At 64.6% G+C, this 19693-nt stretch carries 7 protein-coding genes; 4 read left to right on the plus strand and 3 right to left on the minus strand.

What is annotated here, in order from left to right:
* Positions 1–2: 2 nt before the first annotated feature.
* The 3 genes from H3V09_RS00065 to H3V09_RS00075 form a co-directional block, all read right to left on the minus strand.
* Positions 3–1532, minus strand: coding sequence for an AAA family ATPase (locus tag H3V09_RS00065; protein WP_232339311.1), 1530 nt, complete (start codon positions 1530–1532; stop codon positions 3–5).
* A complete protein-coding gene (locus H3V09_RS00070; protein ID WP_198190532.1) occupies positions 1525–6963 on the minus strand; it encodes an Ig-like domain-containing protein in 5439 nt (1812 codons plus the stop codon). The genes H3V09_RS00065 and H3V09_RS00070 overlap by 8 nt, the downstream gene beginning before the upstream one ends.
* A gap of 185 nt (positions 6964–7148) precedes the next feature.
* Positions 7149–8717, minus strand: a complete 1569-nt coding sequence (locus tag H3V09_RS00075; RefSeq protein ID WP_198190533.1) for a protein kinase domain-containing protein — start codon at positions 8715–8717, stop codon at positions 7149–7151.
* 161 nt (positions 8718–8878) lie between these two features.
* On the opposite strand from H3V09_RS00075, the gene H3V09_RS00080 reads away from it, so the two are divergent.
* From H3V09_RS00080 to H3V09_RS00095, 4 genes are all read left to right on the plus strand, one after another.
* A complete protein-coding gene (locus H3V09_RS00080) occupies positions 8879–13474 on the plus strand; it encodes a PD-(D/E)XK nuclease family protein (protein WP_198199015.1) in 4596 nt (1531 codons plus the stop codon).
* On the plus strand, positions 13471–17511 hold the full coding sequence (locus H3V09_RS00085; RefSeq protein ID WP_232339312.1) for an ATP-dependent DNA helicase: 4041 nt from the start codon (positions 13471–13473) through the stop codon (positions 17509–17511). Before H3V09_RS00080 ends, H3V09_RS00085 begins: the two co-directional genes overlap by 4 nt.
* Before the next feature lie 128 nt (positions 17512–17639).
* Entirely contained in the window at positions 17640–18380 is a 741-nt protein-coding gene (locus H3V09_RS00090; protein WP_198190536.1) for a GNAT family N-acetyltransferase, read from the plus strand.
* Positions 18367–19677, plus strand: coding sequence for an MFS transporter (locus H3V09_RS00095; RefSeq protein ID WP_198190537.1), 1311 nt, complete (start codon positions 18367–18369; stop codon positions 19675–19677). Before H3V09_RS00090 ends, H3V09_RS00095 begins: the two co-directional genes overlap by 14 nt.
* Positions 19678–19693 lie beyond the last annotated feature (16 nt).

Genomic DNA, 19693 nt, shown 5'->3' on the forward strand with positions numbered 1-19693 from the left:
GCTCACTGCTCTCCTGTGGGGACGGGGACCTTGGCCAGGGCTTCGGCCAGCGCCTGGTGTTCATCCATGTCCGACAGCTTGCTCTGGGCCGTCAGGATCAGTCGGTGGGCCAGGATGGGATCGACCAGTTGTTTGACATCGTCAGGGATCACGTAGTCGCGGCCCTCGGCACAGGCCCGGATTCTGGCGCAACGGACCAGGGCCAATCCGCCTCTGATGGATGAGCCGACCCGGATGGCGGGACTGTGCCGTGTGGCTTCGATGATGTGGATGACATACTCCATGATGGACGGATCACAGAAGACCTTGGAGGCACAGGCGGCCATGGCCCCCACCTGGGCGGCATCGACCACCGGTTCGACCAGGCCGGCCCGGTCGCGGATGTCGGCCTCTTCAAGGATGCGCATGCTGGCATCGTGCCCCGGTGCCCCTAGAGAGGTGCGGATTAGAAAGCGATCCATCTGCGCCTCGGGCAGGGCATAGGTGCCCAGCTGCTCGATGGGATTCTGGGTGGCTATAACCATGAATGGCAGGGGGAGACGGTAGGTGCGGCCATCTACAGTTACCCGGCCCTCCTCCATGACCTCCAGCAGGGCCGACTGGGTTTTGGGGGATGCTCTGTTGATTTCATCGGCCAGAACCAGGGATGCGAAGACTGGACCGGGCCGGAAGGAGAATCGTCCTTGGGACTGGTCATAGAAGGTCACGCCCAGCAGATCGGAGGGTAGCAGGTCGGGGGTGAACTGGATCCGCTTGCAGTCCACGGCGATGGAGGCAGCCAGAGCGCGTGACAGCTGGGTTTTGCCGGTGCCCGGATTGTCTTCCAGGAGCACATGGCCCCCTGCAATCAGGGCGGTAACACACAGGGTGATGGTTTCCTCCTTGCCCAGCACCGCCTGGCCGACGTTGTCGACGATTGAGCGGAAGAGGCTGGCGAAGGTAGATACATCCACGGCGGCCCGGCTGCTGCTTCCGGCCTGTTTTGATCGTCTCTGCTGCTTGGTCTCTGCTGCCTGATCCCCTGATTCGACGGCAGAGTACTGGTCCTGCCCGGTCTTTTCCTCATCCCCAGGTTCGTTAGTCCCGACTTCGTAAGTGGGGTCCGAGGTCCGCTCCAGCCGGGGGTGACGGGACTGATTGGTGAGGTTGACGATGTCAGGCGCAGTATCTGATGAGGACCGGGCGAACCGGTCATGGACCATCTGGCGGCCGCGGACGGTCACGTCTTCCACCATGGTGCTGTCCGATGGGACGGATTCCGCCCCGGATTCCTGGTTCGTTCCTTGCTTGGCAGCCACGGGGATGCGGCCGGGCAGGGTCCGGTCATCACTCGCCGCCGAAGCGGATTCTTTCTGGCTCAGACCTGCCATGAGGGCCTGGCGCTGTCGCTTCAGTACATCCAATCGGTCGGCAGGGGTCTGGCGGCCTTCGCTGTTCGTCTTATGCGCGGACTTGGGGTTGTTCCTTCTGGTCGCGTCATCCGGGATGGTGCCGTCCTGCTGGAGGGGTTCCTGCGCGTTTCGTTCATCCATGGTCGTTCATCCTTTTCTGCTGAGAGGACCCCTGACGAGCGAGAGTCTTATCGCGCGGCTTGTCGGCCTCTTTGGGCAGGGTCAAATTCTTGGTGGCGGCGGGCGAATGGCCTTCGGAACCTACCCCTTGGATGCGAGCGACCGCCCAGAAGTTCAGGGTGGTGCCCGGCTTGGCAGATTGCGTGGGAAGGGTGATGACCTCACTCACTTCCGGCTGATTGCAGGGCAGGGTCCAGGAGGCCTTGTCAGGGTCAAGGCCATCAATGCCCACCTGGATGTCTGCGCAAGGTCGACCGTGTTCGACCCCGGGGGCCAGGACCAGCTTGGCTCGACTGTTTCTCAGATACTCAATGGCTAGGAACGCGGGAGGATCCGGATGCGACCAGGTAGAGCCCGAGGCTGAGACCTCGGGCCCCGAGCCGGTCATATCAATTGGGGTCACGCTCACTGTGCAGATGCCTCCTGCTTCGTCGTGGCCTACATCGAAGACCGCCTTGGTGGAGGTGGGCGCGCGCCATCGTGGCGAACCGCAGCCGGAACCTTCGCCGTGGACCATATATCCCTGGATGGGCGAGCCGTGATTCTCTGGCGGGCGCCAGGTGACGGTCAAGGTTTCCTTGCTGCCGCCATCCACGGTCAGTGCCTGCACGCCTCCGGGAAGCGCGTCAGGTCTGGCTGCGGCCGGCGAGGAGGCGGGGGACCATCCTACCTGGTTGTGGGCTTGGACGGTGAAGGAATAGTCATGACCGTTGGCCAGCCCGTCGATTCGGCAGGTGGCAGCAGTGCCGCAGGAGTGTTGCCCCGAGCCTGCCGATGAGGTGTAGGAGACCCGGTACTCGTCCACCGGGCTGCCGTTGGCTGCGCCTGGCTCCCAGGCCAGGAGAACTGTTCCGTCGCCTGCTTGAGCGGCGCCCGGCAGCATTCTGGGGGCCTGCGGGCGGTCGATGATGCCCACGGTGATGGTGGCGCTGACCCGGCGTCCCGGATCCTGGCTGCCATCCTCTACCGTGGCCATAATGGTGTTGGTGGAGGCGCCGATGTTGCGATCGGCTTTGATGGTGATCTTTCCGTCGCCCAGGTTGGTAGCTGTCAGACGTGAGGTGTCATCGCTGACCAGACCGACCAGGCGCAGCGGAGTGTCGGGGAAGGGGTTGAGGGCACCCTCGAATAGGTTCAGCTCCAGGCTCTGTCCAGCCTTGAGCCCCACCTGGCGCGAGGGGACCGAAGCCAGAGGTCGGGTGGTGGCGATGATGCGGAAGGCCAGGACCGTATGCACATCGCCGGATGGACTGGTGATGGCCACCGGCAGGCTGGCCTTGGTGCCCGGTGTTGCGGTCTTGTCGGCGGCCACTTTCAGCTGGCCTCGAGGACTCAGCTTGGTATGAATCGACCCCTGAGGGTCTCCAGAGGAGAAGGTGCTGTCGGCCGGATCGCTTCCCTGGGGCCAGCGGGTCATGGCGGGCAGGGAGATGGCCTGCGCCGGTTCCCCGGCTACCAGATCGATGACCGGTGCCGTAAGGATCGGCGGTGATGCTTTGCCGCCTACCACGGTGATGGGCAGGGTGAGCACCGACTCGTTGACGATGGCCCGGCCGCTTGGATCCCCGTCACGGACGGCAAAGGTCAGTGAGGCAGGACCGGCATAATCCTTGGCTGCGGTGAACCTCAGGGTGTGCTCGTCCACATAGGGATCGGATCCGTCGGACTTGGTGGCCGAGACAGACTGGCGCGAGGCGATCTGCGCGGTCTTGCCTGCACCCACTCTGACCTGGTCGGCGATGTCGATGGTGATGCTCTGCCCAGCCTGCACTTTGAGGGCCGGAGCCCGGGGTCTTAGCACCGGTGGGAACACCCCATAGGCGGGGACCTTCACAAAGGCCATTGAAGTGATCTTGTACCGGGTGTTGGTCACGGTGTAGGGCACGGCTCTGGCCTGGTCGGTCAGGTCGATGACCAACTTGGTGGAGCCGGCTTCGCCTACGATCCTGGCATGGGCACGGGCGCTGGGATGTATCCCAAGGTGCAGGTCATCGAGGGTGCCGGATGGATTGCTGATGGAGTCGGCCAGATTGACTTCCACGCTGCGCTTGTCCACCGTGTCCTCCGGAGCCACCTGGTAATCCTGCGCTATGGGCGGCTGTATAGGGGCTTGGGGATCCGAGACCACGGTCAGGGTGGCCTGGTCACTCAGTCCTGCCCGGTTGTGTGTCCGGTAGACCAGATAGGAGGTGCCTGGTTGCGAAGGGGCAGTCAGCTGGATCATGCCGTCCTCTACGCTGGCCCGGTCCAAGCCCTGGAGCTCCAGGTGGGGATCCAGGCTCAGGGGATCGTCATCCCCGGTGATGTCGTTGAGCAGGACCGGCACATCGGCAACAGTTCCAGGCCGTAGCCTGACCCGGTCATCCCGGGCGAAGACCCCGGCCACTGACGAGTCGGTGAAGACGCCGATACGGACGCGCGCCTGGGCGCGCTGCCCAACCCAGTCTTCCACAGCGTAGGTGAACTCGTCGGTGCCGTGCGAATCAGGATAGGCCTCGTAGATCAGGTAGTCGGCTCCGGCTTTGACAATCCTGCCCAGCTTCGGCGCCTGGTTGCCCAAGCCTGACAAGGTGTCGCAGTCTCCATCGGGGTCGATGCCGGTCAGCGGGACGGGAATGCGCACCTTGGTCCCGGCAGCCACCTGGGCCCGTATATCCTTGGGGGTGGGTGCGGGCTTGCTGGCGGGGTCGGAGGCATGGACCCTGAAGGTGATGGTGCCAGAGGCCGTATTGCCCAGATCGTCCCTGACCGTATAGGTTGCCGGGAAGTCCCCGGTGCGCTCGCTGGCCTGATACCTGACCGTATCCCCGGACACGAAGGCCAGGCCCGTAAAAGTCTGCTGATCCGTAGTCAGCTGCTGGTCCAGGGTGACACTGGTCCCGTCAGCATGGGCGACCTTGTCCATGACTGAAACCGTGACCAGGCCCGATGAGCGGACCCCAACCGTCAGATTCGGGGCCTTGGGTGCCGAGGCTGCCCTGCTCAAGGAAGGGGGCTGAAGGACGATGGTCCCCTTAGCGCTGCCTTCGGCGTTGGTGACCGCATAGGCAATACTCAGCGGACGTGTGGGGATTTTCCTGGCGGATAGGTAGACCCGTCGGTGGTCCACGACGCCGACCTTGATGCCGGAGTTCGGATCCACGCGTACATCCGTCAGTGCCAGCACACCGCCCATGGGATCCAGATCGTTGTCCAGCGGATCGACGATGGCGGTCTGGTCGGCCCCCAACAGGGCCACGTCGTTGACGGGTACCGGCGGTGCGGATCCGCCATGATCGTGTTCCACCTCCAGCCTGACCAGACCTTGGGTCTCCTGGTCACCCTGGGCCACCCGGTAGGGCACATAATAAGTGCCCGGGTTAGCTGCGGTGGCGTTGAAGGAAAAACTCTCAGCGTTGACCTCCACCCGGATTCCATCGGGCTTGTCGACCTGGACCAGGCGGAGGGGCTGAACGGCGTTGGCATGTACACTCCTGCTGAGGTCAACGGTGACCTCTCGGCCGGGAGTGGCCTGGCGAATGACCGGATCGACCAGTGGGGCCAAGGTGTTGACGGGCCTGACGGTGAAGTATATGAGTCCCTGACCGCTCATGACTCCGTCCGAGACAGTGACTTTGACCGCCACTCGTCCGGAGGTGGCTGACCCAGCACTCATGGTCAGCTGTCCGTCAGCCCTGGTGGACAAGGATATCCGATCGGAGTTGACCGATTCGGCGCCGACCAGGGTCAGCGGGTCCCCGTCTGGATCTTCGAAGCCGGCCAGAGCGTTGACGGTGGTCGTGGCGCCCCGCTCCACCTCGTACTCAGGCGGGGTATCGTTCTGGACCGGCGCCTGGTTGCCTCGGTCCATCCCGGCCGGGGCGATGTTCAGGTCGATGCCAGCCGAGGAGACCTGGCCGCGTCCGTCGGTGATCGAGTAGTTGATTCGTGTCCGGCCGACAGGTGCGTCGCTGGCATCCACCTGCAGGTAGCGGCCGTTCATGACCGGAGTCAGGCGCAGATTCCCCTGCGAGCTGCGGGCATCCTCGATTCGCAGAACCGAGCAGTCGGTCTGGCGATCGTTGCGCAAGGGATCCAACAGGGCCCTGGATCCGGCCCGAATGCCCAGACTGTCGTCCTCGGCCTGGATGGGTTGGGATCCTGATCGACAGGTGGCCGCGAATCGCTGGCGGTTGTTGGCCGAGTCCTGACGCTGATCGTTGCTGTCCGTGTGTTTGACCTCCATGGTCTGCCACTGCGGACGGATCACCTTGGTAGAGGATTTGGGATTCCAGACATCGCCAGTCAGGACGTCGTTGAGGATGACCCTCCGGTGGTTGGCCCGGAAGACCAGGTCCGAGGTGGGGCTGATGGCCTCCAGGGTGGTGGGACTCGGCTGCGGTTGGACCTTGGGCGCGGCTGACCCTGTTGCGCATAGTCGCAGGAAATTCCGCCCTGAGGAGGCCCAGGCCGTCCAAAGGCATCCGCCCGAGGAGACCGGCTGGGCTGGTTGGCCGCTGCCGCCGGTACGTACGGTCTCGATCTGATTGCGTGGGTGATCCAGTTGAACCAGGTGGACGCTTTCCTGATCGGTCAGGCCTACCCAAGGTCCCTGGCGGTCCATATCCACTGGAGTGGACTGAAGCTGCAGGTCTCCCCGGTGCGGTATCCGGGTGGTTCCCTGGGGCCAGTAAAGCCGATTGCCTGCCAGGAGGACGGGTCTTCCGCCAATGACGCTGAATGCAGTGGCCCGGACGGGAGCGTGGTCCGTCAGGGAGTCCAGTTCACGGTGGGCCCGGGAGTCCGGTCCGTCGATCCTTAGCACAACCCCGTCCGAGGGTCGGTAGGCGTAAACAGCTCCGGAAGCATCCACGGTGACGGCGGCCCCAGAGCCCAGGGTCAGCACAGGGTCTCGGCGCTGCGGATCCAAATCCCCAGGCGAAGTGGCCTGACCCACCCAGACCTTGCCTGTCCGAGCCTGGAAGAGGACCAGTGTGGGCCCGTTGATCATCCGCTGGACCTTGGCATCCGACCGGGTGGTGTCCCCCAGGGTGGCGGTGGAGGCCGCTATGGGAGCCATGCCTCCCTCATGGCCTAGGATGACCGCGTATCCGCTCTGGGCTAGGTCGAAGTGGTCGGTGCCCGTCGACAGGGCCACGTCTGTTTCTCCGATGTCGGGCTTGAACCTGGCGACCTTGCGCTCGTTCTGGGATGTGATCCAGATGCTGCCGTCGTCCACCTGAACGGCACGGCGGTCCACCCCATGCATGAACAAGGCGCCCAGGATGAGCAGGACCAGCGCCGTCAGCGTGACGGCCAGGATGGCGGCAGGGCTCTTGGCGCGGACGGCCAGAGCATGCCGCAGATGCAGCCCGGCCCGGCGCATCCGCAGGAATCGTCCCTGCAAGTCCATAATCCCCTGGGTTCCTTTCCTGTCCTGCCGCATAGGCCAGGATGCCTGACCTATGTTTTTGCGTTTTAACTTGTCCCGGACCGCCGTCATTGCTTTCTCTGACGACTGATTTTAACCGGTTTGTAGGGTCTTGGCGCTCTGTGAAAGTCGGGGTGGTCAAGTGTGCAAATTCATCCACAGGGGGTTCACTGAACAGCACAGATGATGGTCGGTTCCTGGGACATGCTCCGATCGGCTCGAACCAGGGCGACGCTGATGCAGGTCTGGCTTCCCTGTGGGTTGTCGATGCGGGCGGTCGGCTGTCGGGTTTGCACGCTGCGTCCACGCTCTCCGGTGCCATCCTGGTTCAGGGGATGCCAAACATAGCTGTCTGCCGGTTTGGGGTCGGGATTGGTCCAAGTGAACACGGCCGTTGTGCCCTGATAGCGGCCCTGACCCTGGGTGGGCGAGGGGACCGGTCCCTCCTGCAGATTCTGGGGGTCGCTCAAATCCGTCGGGTCCGGGGACTGTACCTGTGGGGATTGTGTCTGGGAGGAACCTGTAGTTTGCTGTGAATCTCGTCTGAAACCGTTCGGCAGGCCGACAACCAGGGCGCAGGCCAGGACTAGGGCTAGGACGGCAGTGAGAATCAGTGTCATCAGGATCGCACGGCGGCGGCCGCCGAAAAACCGCTTGGCCTGGCTGCCTTCATGGTTAGCGGACGCCTCCCTGTCTGGGCGCAGACGCGGTTGGGAACCAGCCTCTGCCTCGGTCCAAGAGTGGCCGGAGTCCCCGGTTTCTGTTCGATTTTCTCTTCGGCCTGCAATGGCTCCGGTCTGGGCGTGCGAGCGTGCATCCGTCGTGGGGTAGGGGTCGATTCCCTCGCCGATGAAGGGTGTCGCATGGCCGTAGAGCTGCTGCTGGATCTCCTGAAGGGCACGACCGAATTCCAGTGCTGAGTAGTAGCGATCGTCCCGGTCATGGGCCATGGCCTTCTCCAGGACGGCGGCCAGCATCGGGGAGGCCTCGCCCATATGCAGAACCGGGGTTTCCGCTGTAAGGATCAGCTGCGTCAGGTGATTCTCATCCCGGGCCCGGTAGGCGTACTCGTAGGGGGAACGGCCGGCCAGCATGCCGAAGAGCGAGGCACCCAGGGAGTAGATGTCGCTGGCCTCAGATCCTCCCGAGCGGCTTGCCAGAACCTCTGGGGCCGCCCAAGGTATGGAAAGTCCGCCGGCCCGTTCGCTTCCATAGATGCCTGAGGAGATGCCGAAGTCGGCCAGGACGGGCAGGCCCTGGTCGGTGATCAGGAAGTTGCTGGGTTTGACGTCCCGGTGCAGGATTCCCCGTTCATGAGCGCAGTAGAGGGCCGAGGCCATGCGCACTCCCAGGTCCAGCACGCCTTCCTGGTCCATGCCCCCCTTGAGCATGATGGTCTTGCAGCTGCCGCCCGGAGCGTATTCGAGCACCAGGCAATCCCGTCCGTCATCGCTGATCAGGGCCTGGTGGATGCTCAGGATGCAGGGGTGGGTGGAGAGCTTGGCCAGGGCCTTGGCCTCCCGCAGAAAGAGCAGATGGGTCTGCTGGTCCACGCTGCCTTGGAGGGCTACCTTGACTGCCACAGGTCGGTTGAGCCCCTCCTGCTCATACAGGTAGACGGCAGCGGTGCCTCCAAGATCCAGGGGGCGAAGGGGCCGCAATCCGGGCAGCGCCGGAGCCTGGTCCATGGCTGGAACCGCACCCGAGCGCTGGGTCTGGGAACCATTCTGCTGCAAGGGCCATCACCTCCTAGGACTGCTATCCACGATAACAGCACGCCGTTCCTGATCAGGCTTCCTTTGAGCCTCCTGCAGGCGGTCCCGGACCAGCGGGTTCCAGGGCCTGCAGATGGACCATGCCGGACCCTATTCTTGTAGCTATGAGCAAGCAGCCACCGGTGGATCCGCAAGAAGCCATGGACCCGGTCCGCGCCCTTATCGGCGATCGGCTCCAGAACGAAGAGGATCGGTCCACCCGGGCCCTGGTGGTGGCTGGTCCTCCCCGCAGCGGCAAGACCAGGTTGGCTACTCGTGCCCTCCTGACAGGCATGGAACGCTTCGGCGACGGCGCCAGCATGGCTGTATCAGGTCGTACCGCGGCCGACCAGGTCAGCCGCCAGGTCATTCTGGAGCGGGGCAGGTCCGACCGCACCCGACCTGTGGGCACACTGCAGGCCCTGGCTTTTCGTCTGCTGACGAGGTCCCGGCTGGCCCGAGGGGGTCACGATCCGCTCTTGCCCAGACTGCTCAACGGCGCTGAAGAGGATGCCCTGCTCAGGCAGGTCATGACCGTCCATCTGGAGCATGTCCAGGCCGGTGACGACTGCGCGGTCTGCCGACTTCTGGAGCGCTACTTTCACAACGGGGCGGGCTGGTCCTCCGTCCTGGTCGGCGACGGACAGGGACGAGTCGTAGGGGTCGCCGACAGGTTCATCGCCCAGCTGCGGGACATGTTCGCCCGCATGACGGAATTGGGCCTTGACAAAGGGGACCGGGACCAGCTTCTGGATGCTCTGGCCATCCAGCCCATGGACCCTGATCGCCGCGACCGGCTGGTTCTGCAGTGGCGGCTGGCCTTTGCCCTGGAAGATGAATACCGCCAGAGCATTGCCGAGAGCTATCCGGACGAGTTCCGTCTGGACCCCTCCATGCTTATGGTCGAAGCCTCTCGCAGCCTGGATGGGCTGGCTGATGACGACCTGCCTGACCTGCTGGTCGTGGACGACTGGCAGGACATCACCCTGGCCGGGATGGGCCTGCTGCAGGGTTTGAACCAGGCCGGCTGCCGACTTCTTCTGGTGGGCAATCCCGACCAGTCGGTCCAGTCCTTCCGCGGCTCCTATCCGGAATTTCTGGCCACGCGCCTGACGGTCCTGTCCAAGCCCATGCCAGGCGCCGCTACCCCTCTTCTGGCTCAGGACTTCGCCTGCCTGGATGCCGCCGAAGTGACCCTGAAACCCCGGAGGATGGTGGTTCCTGAAGCGGCCGCAGAACATACCGAAAGCGTCCAAGATCCGGATTCGGCGGCTCCAGGTTCATACGCCGATCTGGTGGCTGCCAGGGTCAGCCTGGGCATCGCCGGGGTTGAGGAGAGCGACACCCCCCTGCCTGACAGACCGGGCAAGCTGCCCGCCTGGCCCGGCGCCGGACCGGTGGCACCCCTGACTGCCGACAACAGTCTTATCAGTGACGACAGCGTGCAGACCAGGCTCTTCCACACCCCCGACCAGGAGGACGACGATCTTGTCTGGCAGATTAAGCATGAGTTCCTGGCCAACAAGCGTGACTGGAACGACATGGCCGTCATCGCTCACGACAACACAACCCTGCGCACCCTGGGCCGCAAGCTGCGCGTGCAAGGTGTGCCGGTGCGCTTCTCCTCCGTGACCCGTCCGCTCAGCCAGGAGCCTGCCATCCAAGGTCTCTTTGCCCTGGTCGAGCTGGCCCAGTCGGTACTGGACCCTGACACCATCGGCAGCGCCCCGGACGATCCTGCCCAGGTGGCCGCCTGGATCCGTTCGCGCCTGCGCACCCTGATGGCCGGACCGCTCTTCCGTGTTCCTGCTACTGCCGCTCGTGCAGAGCGTCCCGTCAGGATGGAGCGCCTGGAGTCCATCATGGAGACCATGGCCGCTCTGGCCCCCTTGTCCGGTCAGCGGGGGAGCAGGGCGGACTCATCGGGTTCCTTGGATGACCTGCCGCTCCTGGGACAGGCCTGGCGGACCTGGGTCGAGGACCTGGCCCAGCGGCGTGCTGAGCGGGACCGTTCATCCGGCATCAGCGTCGACGATTCCCTGCTGACCAGGCATGATTCCTCCCAGGAAAGGGGCGGATCAGATCCCTTCTCGACTGCCTCGGCCCCCGACCAGCCAGTGGATCTGGGCGACCGGGATGCCCAACGGCCAGCAATTTTGTCTGTTCAGGCCCTGGAGACCCTGTTGGTTCTGGATCCGGATGGCCGATCCTCGGGAATCATCCTGGAGGCCATGACCGCCATCGCCGGAGGTCGCAGGGAGGATCCTGACGTTCAAGTCCTGGACAAGGCCCTGCAGGTTCTTCGACTGACCGCCAGCCGCATCAGCGCCCTGGAGGACCGTCAGCCCCAATACGTGCTCTGGGAGGCCTGGCGGAGCTTGGACCTGGCCGATGACTGGCAGCGGAGGGCCCTGATGGCTACCCAGGAGGGGGAGGAGGCCAACGACCGTCTGGACGCGCTCATGCGGCTCTTCCAGTACGCTGCTGGCTCCCGTCGTTTCCCCACGGTCGAGGCCTTCATGGACCAGGTGCGCACCATGCAAATAGAGGCCGACTCCTTGGCGCGGATCGGGCCCATCGAGCATGCCGTCACTCTGACCACGCCCGCCGGCGCAGCCGCCTTGGCCACTGACTGGCCCTTGGTCTGGCTGCCCGCCGTTCAGGACGGGGTCTGGCCCAACCTGATTCCCCGCGACACCATGTTCGGGGCCGAGGAGCTGGCCGACCTGGTCCTGCATGACCGCATCGGCGACCCCCTGGCGGACACTCTCAGCCACGATCCGGCCTTGCGATCCATCCTCTACGCCGAGAAAAAGGGTTTTCTGGAGGCGCTGACCCGGGCCCGGACCCAGGTGCGCATCAGCGCGGTCTGGAACGATGACCTGGTTCCATCGGACTTCCTTTACGGCTATCTGCCCGAACGCTATCCACGCACCGCCGATATGAGCCAGGCGGAGTTCAGCATGGTCGGCGCTGGCTCAGGCGGCAGTGAGCGCTACGGAGGGCTGGAGGTGTCTCCCAGGGGCCTGACTGCGGCCGCCCGGTCCATCCTGGCTGTCCAGGCGTTGCTTCCGCAGGACCAGGTCGACCGTGACCGAGTGGACGATGCCGTGCAGACCCTGCGGTTGCTGGCCGACCAGGGCCAGGATTCGGCCGATCCTAGGCATTGGCCCTTCCTCTATGACCAGTCGGCATTGAATCAGCATGTTCCAGACGGACAGTCCACGGTTGGGCCGGCTTCAGACCGGCATGCCCCAGACGAGCAATCTACGGTTGGACAAGCTCTGGATGAGCATGTCCCGGATAGAGGGATTTCGGTTGAGCAGGTTGCTGAGTCAAGGGCCGTGACAGCAGCCTCAGGTGTCGCATCGGTTGTTGAATGGTATCCTGCTTCCCAGCCCTCGTCTGCTTCCTTCAATCACGCTACACAGGCGGGCCGAACCCACGACCATGACAACCGCCGTGACCATCGTCATGAGCACCAATCCGGCCGCCAGGTGGTTCTCCTTTCGCCGTCGGCGGTCGACGCAATCTGGAACTGCCCCCTGGAGTGGGCTTTGGGAGACCAGTTCTCCGGCCCATCCCCTTCCAGAGTGCCCACCGAGTTCGGCTCCCTGATCCACAAGGTGGCCAGCGAGGGCACAGCCCAGGGTCTGGACCGTCCCGGCCAGGGTGATCCTGATGCCCGCCAGCAGCAGGTGCGGGATGCGCTTCTGGACATCTACCAGGAGCTGGCTCCTCAGGAACAGCGCCTGCGGGACCCCGACGAACTCTATGACCAGCGCGGCCGCAGCAGCCGGGTGGAGTCCATCCTGGACAACTTGGCCTCTTATTTCGTCCGCTCCTCGGATTCCGAATACGGCCTGGGGGGCAAGAGTCCGGTCCCGGTCGGCGACCTGCTGGGGGTACAGAGCGAGCGCTCCTTCGATGTCAGTATGTCCGTGGAGGATTTGGTTCCTCTTTGGAAGGCCACCTTCCCTGAAAGTCCTCTGGATGTCGATGGGCTCTTTGCCCTGATGTCCGGCCTGGTTGACGGCTTCCCCGCAGCCCTGGATGCCAGGACGACGGTCAGGCTGACCGGCCGTATCGACCGTCTGGAGGTCAGGTCTCTGCCCGAGGGCATCCGTCTGCGGCTGGTGGACTACAAGACCGGTAGGGTCCCCTATACCCAGGGGCAGCTCTTCAACGACCTGCAGTTGGTTTGCTATCAACTGGGACTGGCCTTCCCGCCCACGCCCGGCAGCAGTCCGGAGACGGCTGCCGCCTGGAGCCTCCCGCAGGTCCCCGACCTGGAGAGGACCGAGGGGATGAAGCTGAGCCAGTCCCTGCTCTTGCAGCTGCAGGCCCCGCCCAAGGATGCGCAAACGGGGCTGCGCCGGGAGGAGATGGCCTACCAGCCGCCACTGTTCGAGCGTGACAGGCTGGTCACTATTGCTCAGCCCAGAACCGGCATGCCTTCCCCGCTTAAGTCCAAGGCCGAGCCTGCGGACCTGCCTGATCAGGTTCCACCTGGGGTGGATGCGGACCTGTGGGCCATGGTCCGAGCCGCCCGGGTCTCCTCCCAGGCTGTATGGGGGCTGACCATGATAGCCAGGGTCTTCTTCGCTGCCGGGGTCAAGCTGACGGCTGGCCGGGATGACGCGGTCTTCGACCCTGCCCGTTGCCATCGGGCCGGCAATGGCCAGGAATGTCAGGCATGGCAACTGGTGGCGCCCAATCTACTGGAGGCTCAGGAATGAAGCAGACTGCCGAACAGTCCGCCATCGTCGATGCGGATGTCAACGAGGATCTTCTGGTGGTGGCCGGCGCCGGTTCGGGCAAGACCATGACCATGACCAGCCGGATCATCGCCCTGATCCGTCGGGGAGTGCCCTCCGAGCAGATTCTGGGGTTGACCTTCACCCGCAAGGCCGCCTCCGAGCTCCAGTCCAGGGTTGGGGCGGCGGTCATCCGACGCGACCAAGGCAGAGGCACCTCGGGCGTGGACCCCGAACGCAACTTCCTCAAGCCGACTGTGTCTACCTATGACGCCTTCTTCCAGTCCATCGTGCGCCAGTACGGCCTGCTGGTGGGTATGGACCAGGACACCCGTCCCCTGAGTTCGGCCGGGGCCTACCAGCTGGCCTCTCAGGTGGTCGCCGACCATCTGGACCTAATTTTTCCTGCCAGTTCATCGGCGCAGGATGGAGACTCCGACGATCTGGGCTCCGCGACCTTCTCGACCACCGTCAACCGGGTCCTGGGGCTGACCGGGGCGGTGACCACCTCAATGATCAGCAGCGACTGCCCGGATTTCGACCAGGCCGTGGAGCGGATCCGCGCTTGGGACCGCGCTTTTGTGGACCGTGCTGATCAGTTGATTGGCGACCAGCCTGTGCCGGATGACGAGCCCAGGGTCAGCCAGACACCGCCCAAGCGAACCAAAAAAGAGAGCGACGAGCACTATAAGGGCAAAATCAAGGACTTCCAAGATAAGCGGCAGAGCATTCGCCTCTATCGGGTAAATGCCATGCGACGGGCGGTTCTGACACGCGAGAAGTTGCTGACCCTGGTCCAGGACTACCAGAGGGCCAAGCGCCAGGCCAACATGGCCGAGTTCGGCGACTTCACCCTGGCCGCCTTTCAGCTGGTCGACCGTTTCCCATCCATCAGTGCCCAGCTACGACGCCGCTACAGTCACGTTTTTCTGGACGAATACCAGGATACCTCCACCACTCAGGCCCTGCTTCTGGCGGCCATCTTCCATCCGCAGAATCGGCAGGAGGATCAGAGGAGCGCGGATCAGGCTCCTGGCAGATCGGCCGTGACTGCCGTGGGCGACCCCTTCCAGTCCATCTATGCTTGGCGCGGAGCCAGTCCTGGGGCCTTCCGTACCTTCCAGGCCCAGTTCGGCATGTTGGCCGACCGACCCGCCTCCGGCAGTGGTCCCATGTCTGGTGTGACCGCCTTTGGGCGCTCGCAGGACCAGGATCCGCTGACCCTGTCGCGCACCTTCCGCAACTCCAGCTGGGTGCTCAAGGCCGCCAACCAGCTGACTGTCCCCCTGCGCCATCGGGGCCAGGAGAGCCGATCCGAAGCGGAACTGCGCGAGGTGGACGTGGCCAGGCTCCGTCCCCGTGAGGACGCCGACCAAGGCACCGTGGGCCTCTTGGGTTACAGCACCGGCGGCCAGGAGATCGATGGCGTAGTCAGGTTCGCCCTCAGAGCACGCGATCTCTATGGCAATCAGGGTGATGCGCCGCACGTGGCCGTTCTCTTCCGCTCCAAGGCTGCCCTGCCCAGGTATCGCGAGGCCATGGAGGCTGCAGGGCTGAGCTGCCAGGCCGTCGGGTACTCCTCCCTCTTTGACCGGCCCGAGGTTATGGACCTTAGAGCCCTGCTCTCTCTAGTCTGCGACCACACCGACAGTGATTCCCTGATGCGTCTGTTGGCCTCGGCCCGGTTCGGCATGGACGCGGCCGATCTGAGCGCTCTGGCCTCCCTGGCCGCCAAGGTCAATGAGGACAGCCAGTACCGGGCTCTTGTCCGGGCCGGTCTGGTCGAGTCCGACCCCGATCCGCGCCGTCGTCGCGAGGATCTGCATCGTTACCGTGACCAGGTCCCCAATGATGTCTTCCTGGTGGACCTGCTTCTACGCGACGACTTGCCAGACCTTTTGAAGAGCTCCGGCCTATCCGCCAGGGGACGGGTCCTGGCCGCCGAGGCCGCCCGTGTCATCTGCCAGGTCCAGGCCGAATCCTCGGCTCCCCTGCGCCAGGTGGTCATCGCTGCCATCCGTGCCCTGGATCTGGACGTGGACCTGGTGCTGGCCCGCACACTGGCCAATCCTGAACGTCCTCTGGAGCCCAGTCAGGCCAAGGCGGGCATTCAAGCCCTGCTGGACCAGGTGGATGTCTACCTGTCCGAGCTGCCCCAGGGTCTGGGGCCCAGCCTGCGCGGGTTCGTCTCCTGGCTGTCCTCTCTGGATCAGAGCCCCGAAATGCCCGCTGACGGGGATGAACGACAGGCCGACGTGGCCCTGATGACCGTCCACCAGGCCAAGGGTCTGGAGTGGGATGCCGTGGCGGTGGTCGGGCTCAAGCGTGGAGCCTTCCCCAGCAGCCAGGGCGACCGGCTCACGGTCAAGCCCGCCTTGGACCAGCCGGTGGTCCAATCCCCGGACGGCCCGGTCTATCAGTACAACTGCACGGCCCGTACCTGGTTGGTCGATCCCCAGTCTGTGCCGGTGCCGGTTCGGGCTGATGCCATGATCCTGCCCCGTTTTCCACACGACGCCCCCCTGGGAGCTGACCCTGAGGATCTGTTGGGTCGGATGGACCTGGCGGGCTTGGAGGAGGAGGCCATGGGCCTGTCTCGTGAAAGCGGGCTGGACGATCAGGCCCGCCCGGTGCGTGCCGATGCCATTGCCCCCTCTCAGCGAGAACAATATGGCCGACGGCTGCTGGATGACGAACGGCGGCTGATCTACGTTGCGGCGACCAGGGCCCGGCATGACCTGCTGCTGACCTTCAGCCAGGATTCCCAGGCGGAGTCTGCGGCCCTGAACACGCCGGCACCGGACCCGGACAAGGCTTCCAACTTCTGGACCGAACTGGTGGAGCTCTTCCAGGAAGAGCCCGATGCGGTCAAGCTGGAGCACGCAGAGGATGCACATGAGGGCGAGCCAACGCCGCCCTTGGGGCTCTTTGTCGGTGAGAACGCCCAGTCCTACCGCCAGGCTGTCGTCGACCGTGCCCTGGAAGAGGTGGACCAGGTCGCCGCCCGAGACGGTGAGCGGGATCAGGCGCTCTGGCCTCCTGTTCTGAGTGCGCGGACCCGTGAAGCCTTGGATCGCTCGGCCGCCTGGGTGCGTGCCGGGGAACCTGGCGACCACGAAATCCCTGATGAGGGCGATGACGGGCTCTACGCCAATGCGGTTCGCGTCCTGCAGGTCAGCACGGGTCGCCTAGGGGTGGCTGACGACCAGTTGCTCACGGATCTAGATCTGCTGCGGCGCACCGGCCGCCGGATCCTGGGACATGGGGCTAGCAGCGTCACCGCCATCCAGGCCAGCTCGGCAGGGGGCGATCCCAAGATGGAGAGGGATTACTGGCAGGGGCTGGTCAGACCCATACCCCAGGTGGCCTCCCCGCAGGCCGAGGCGGGCACCCGCTTCCATGATTGGGCCAGGCGTTTCATCCTGCCCGAGATTTCCGCCCCTCAAGGACTGGTGGACCTGCCTGATCAGGCAGAAGCACCGAACCTGCTCGATGGTCCGCTGGGCCCCGGGGCCATGGCTGAGCGAGCCCGGATGCTGGCCGGGCTTGACCAGGAGCGGGAGTCCCTGGATTCCAAGGCCGATCCCGTACAGGCCCGTCTGCTGACCTGGGAGCGGCGGCTGGCTGGGTCTGACTGGGCCCAGCGCACTCCTGTCTGGGTGGAACGGCCCATCGTGGCGGTGTTGGCTGGCTCTATCGTCAAGGGCAAGCTGGATGCGGTCTTCGCAGGTGGGCTGGACCCTGAGCGCACGGATATGCGCTACACCATCGTGGACTGGAAGACCGGAGCCCGACCGCATGGAGAGGAGTCGACCAACCGCCGTCTGGTCCAGCTGGACTTCTACCGGCTGCTCCTGTCACGCTTGGAGGGTATCGGCCTGTCGACCATCGACGCCTGCCTTTATTATGTAAGCGAAGACCAGCCCCAGGATCGACTCATCAGGGCCCGTGCCAGGACCGAAGAAGAAATTCTCGCAACCCTGGCCGAGGGCATACCCGAGCAGTCGGACGAGGACTGAGTCTGCGGCAGACCCCGCCAGACAAGGGCGATGGGTGCCGCGCATCAGCAATCATGAACAGCAGGCGATCGGCAGACGGCCAAGGGCCGTCGTGGGGCCGCGCACGCCCGAATGGAGCAATGAGACAGATGACTACGTCCAGTAATCGCGACCAGGCCTCCCGGCGGAGGGGGAGCGTGGAAATAAGACCCATGGTCTGGGCGGATATGCCCGACCTGGTGGGGACCTTCGACGCCACCTGGAAGGTGCAGGAGGATCCCGAAGGGACTGTATCCCGGCTGAGCGCTGCCCACTTCATCCTGCACTACCTGGTGGGTGCCACCAGGGCCCGAATAGCCGTCGATGGGCAGGACTTTCTGGGGGTGACCCTGTTGGCCGAAGGGCATGGCGAACCCTGCTTCCCCAAGGCCGAAGAGGAGCTGGAGCAGGTGGATCAACAGCTGTCTGCCACGACGTTGGGCGCCCAGACCCTGGACCGGGCTCGTCAGTGGCAGCTGACCGAGGTCAGGCTGGAAAAGCAGTGCGGGCTGGCCGTCCCGCCCCAGGCTGAACTGAGGCTATTCCTGGTCTCCAGCCGTGCCCGGGGACGCGGCGTGGGTGGTGCCCTGTGGCGGGACACTCTGGAGCATCTGGACCAGGCGGGCATCGGGCGCTTCTACCTGCATACGGACTCCTCCTGCGACGTGGGCTTCTACGACCATCAGGGCATGGAGCGGCTGGCCGAGCTCAAGGGGCGGGACCATGCGGCCTTCGCCGGGCGCGACCCCTCGGACGATCCGCAGTTCTTTGAGGGTATTGACGACATCTTCATCTACGGAGGCCGTGTGAGCGACCAGCTGGGCAAGGACGGTGATCATGGCGGCCGCTAAATCACCCTTCCTGCGCCTGTTCACCTACCCGGGCGCCGCCGGTTTCTGCCTGTCGGCCGTTCTGGCCCGTCTGCCCCTGGGCATGATGGGTCTGGGCATCGTGCTGGCCTTGAACCACATCTATGACAACTGGACTTCGGCCGGGCTGATGAGTGCCGTCTACACGCTCTGCGCGGCCCTGGTCACCCCCTTCTACGCCCGTCTGTTCGATCGGTTCGGCCAGCGTCGGGTTGGAGTGACCGCCCTGATCGTGCAGGCTCTGGCCATCCTGGGATTTGCGGTGGGGGCCATGCGCCGGGTTCCCTTGGGAGTGCTCTTTGTGCTGGCGGCCCTGATGGGCCTGACCCAGTTCGCCTTCGGAGCCCTGGTGCGCACCCGCTGGGCCTGGGTGCTGCGCGACGACAAGACCAATCTGCTCAACACCGCCTATGCCCTGGAGTCAGGCTTGGACGAGTGCGTCTTCATCCTGGGACCCATCCTCTCCGCCTACCTGGCCACCTCGGTCAGCCCGGTCTCCCAGCTCTACCTGCCCGCTCTGGCCCTGCTGGTCGGCGGACTGACCTTCTTCGCCATGCGTTCCACCGAGCCTCCGGCCGTCGTTCGCATGGAGGCGGTCAACCAGTCGGCAGCGGATCATTCTCCGGTGGATGCCCATGGGGACGTCCTGCCAAGCGATGCTGAAGGCCACCAGGGCTCTCGCTCGGCTCTGGTCTACCCGGGCATCCTCCTGCTGGTGGTGATTTTCGTTGTCTTCAACATGAGCTTTTCTGCGGTGGACGTCTCGGTGACGGCCCTGACCAAGTCCATGGGCCGCGAGGGGGCGGTGGGCCTGCAGCTGGCTCTGTTCGCCCTGGGCTCCCTGTGCGGGGCGCTGATCTTCGGCTCGGTCAGGCTCAAAGGATCCCGCTGGCGCTATCTGACGACCTTCCTGGTGCTGCTGACCCTGGGCTATGTGGTCTTCCGCCTGGTCATGGACAACCTGGTCCTGCTGGGTCTGGCCGAGGTGCTGACTGGCTTGTGTGTTTCGCCCATCTTTGCCACCGGCAACTTGATTGTGCGTGAGAACGTGGATGCTCGGGCCCTTACCGAGGGGCTCTCCTGGCTGTCCACCGGTGGATCCATCGGCACCTCTCTGGGATCCACCCTGGCCGGAGTCGCCCTGGATCAGTTCGGACCCCACGGCGGCATGACCATCCCGGCGGTGGTCACGTGCTGCGCTGTCCCCCTGGCACTGCTGGGCTGGGCCAGGAGCCGCGGGAGGGGTATGGTCGTGGAAAAGACCGAAAATGCTGAGTGAAATGAACAGTGAAGAA

The sequence above is a fragment of the Bifidobacterium sp. M0399 genome (genome assembly GCF_016100595.1).
Taxonomy (GTDB): domain Bacteria; phylum Actinomycetota; class Actinomycetes; order Actinomycetales; family Bifidobacteriaceae; genus Bombiscardovia; species Bombiscardovia polysaccharolytica.

Coding starts and splice junctions, on each gene's coding strand:
- H3V09_RS00065 (WP_232339311.1), bottom strand. CDS start 1,532: ATGGATGAACGAAACGCGCAGGAACCCCTCCAGCAGGACGGCACCATC.
- H3V09_RS00095 (WP_198190537.1), top strand. CDS start 18,367: ATGGCGGCCGCTAAATCACCCTTCCTGCGCCTGTTCACCTACCCGGGC.
- H3V09_RS00070 (WP_198190532.1), bottom strand. CDS start 6,963: ATGGACTTGCAGGGACGATTCCTGCGGATGCGCCGGGCCGGGCTGCAT.
- H3V09_RS00090 (WP_198190536.1), top strand. CDS start 17,640: ATGACTACGTCCAGTAATCGCGACCAGGCCTCCCGGCGGAGGGGGAGC.
- H3V09_RS00085 (WP_232339312.1), top strand. CDS start 13,471: ATGAAGCAGACTGCCGAACAGTCCGCCATCGTCGATGCGGATGTCAAC.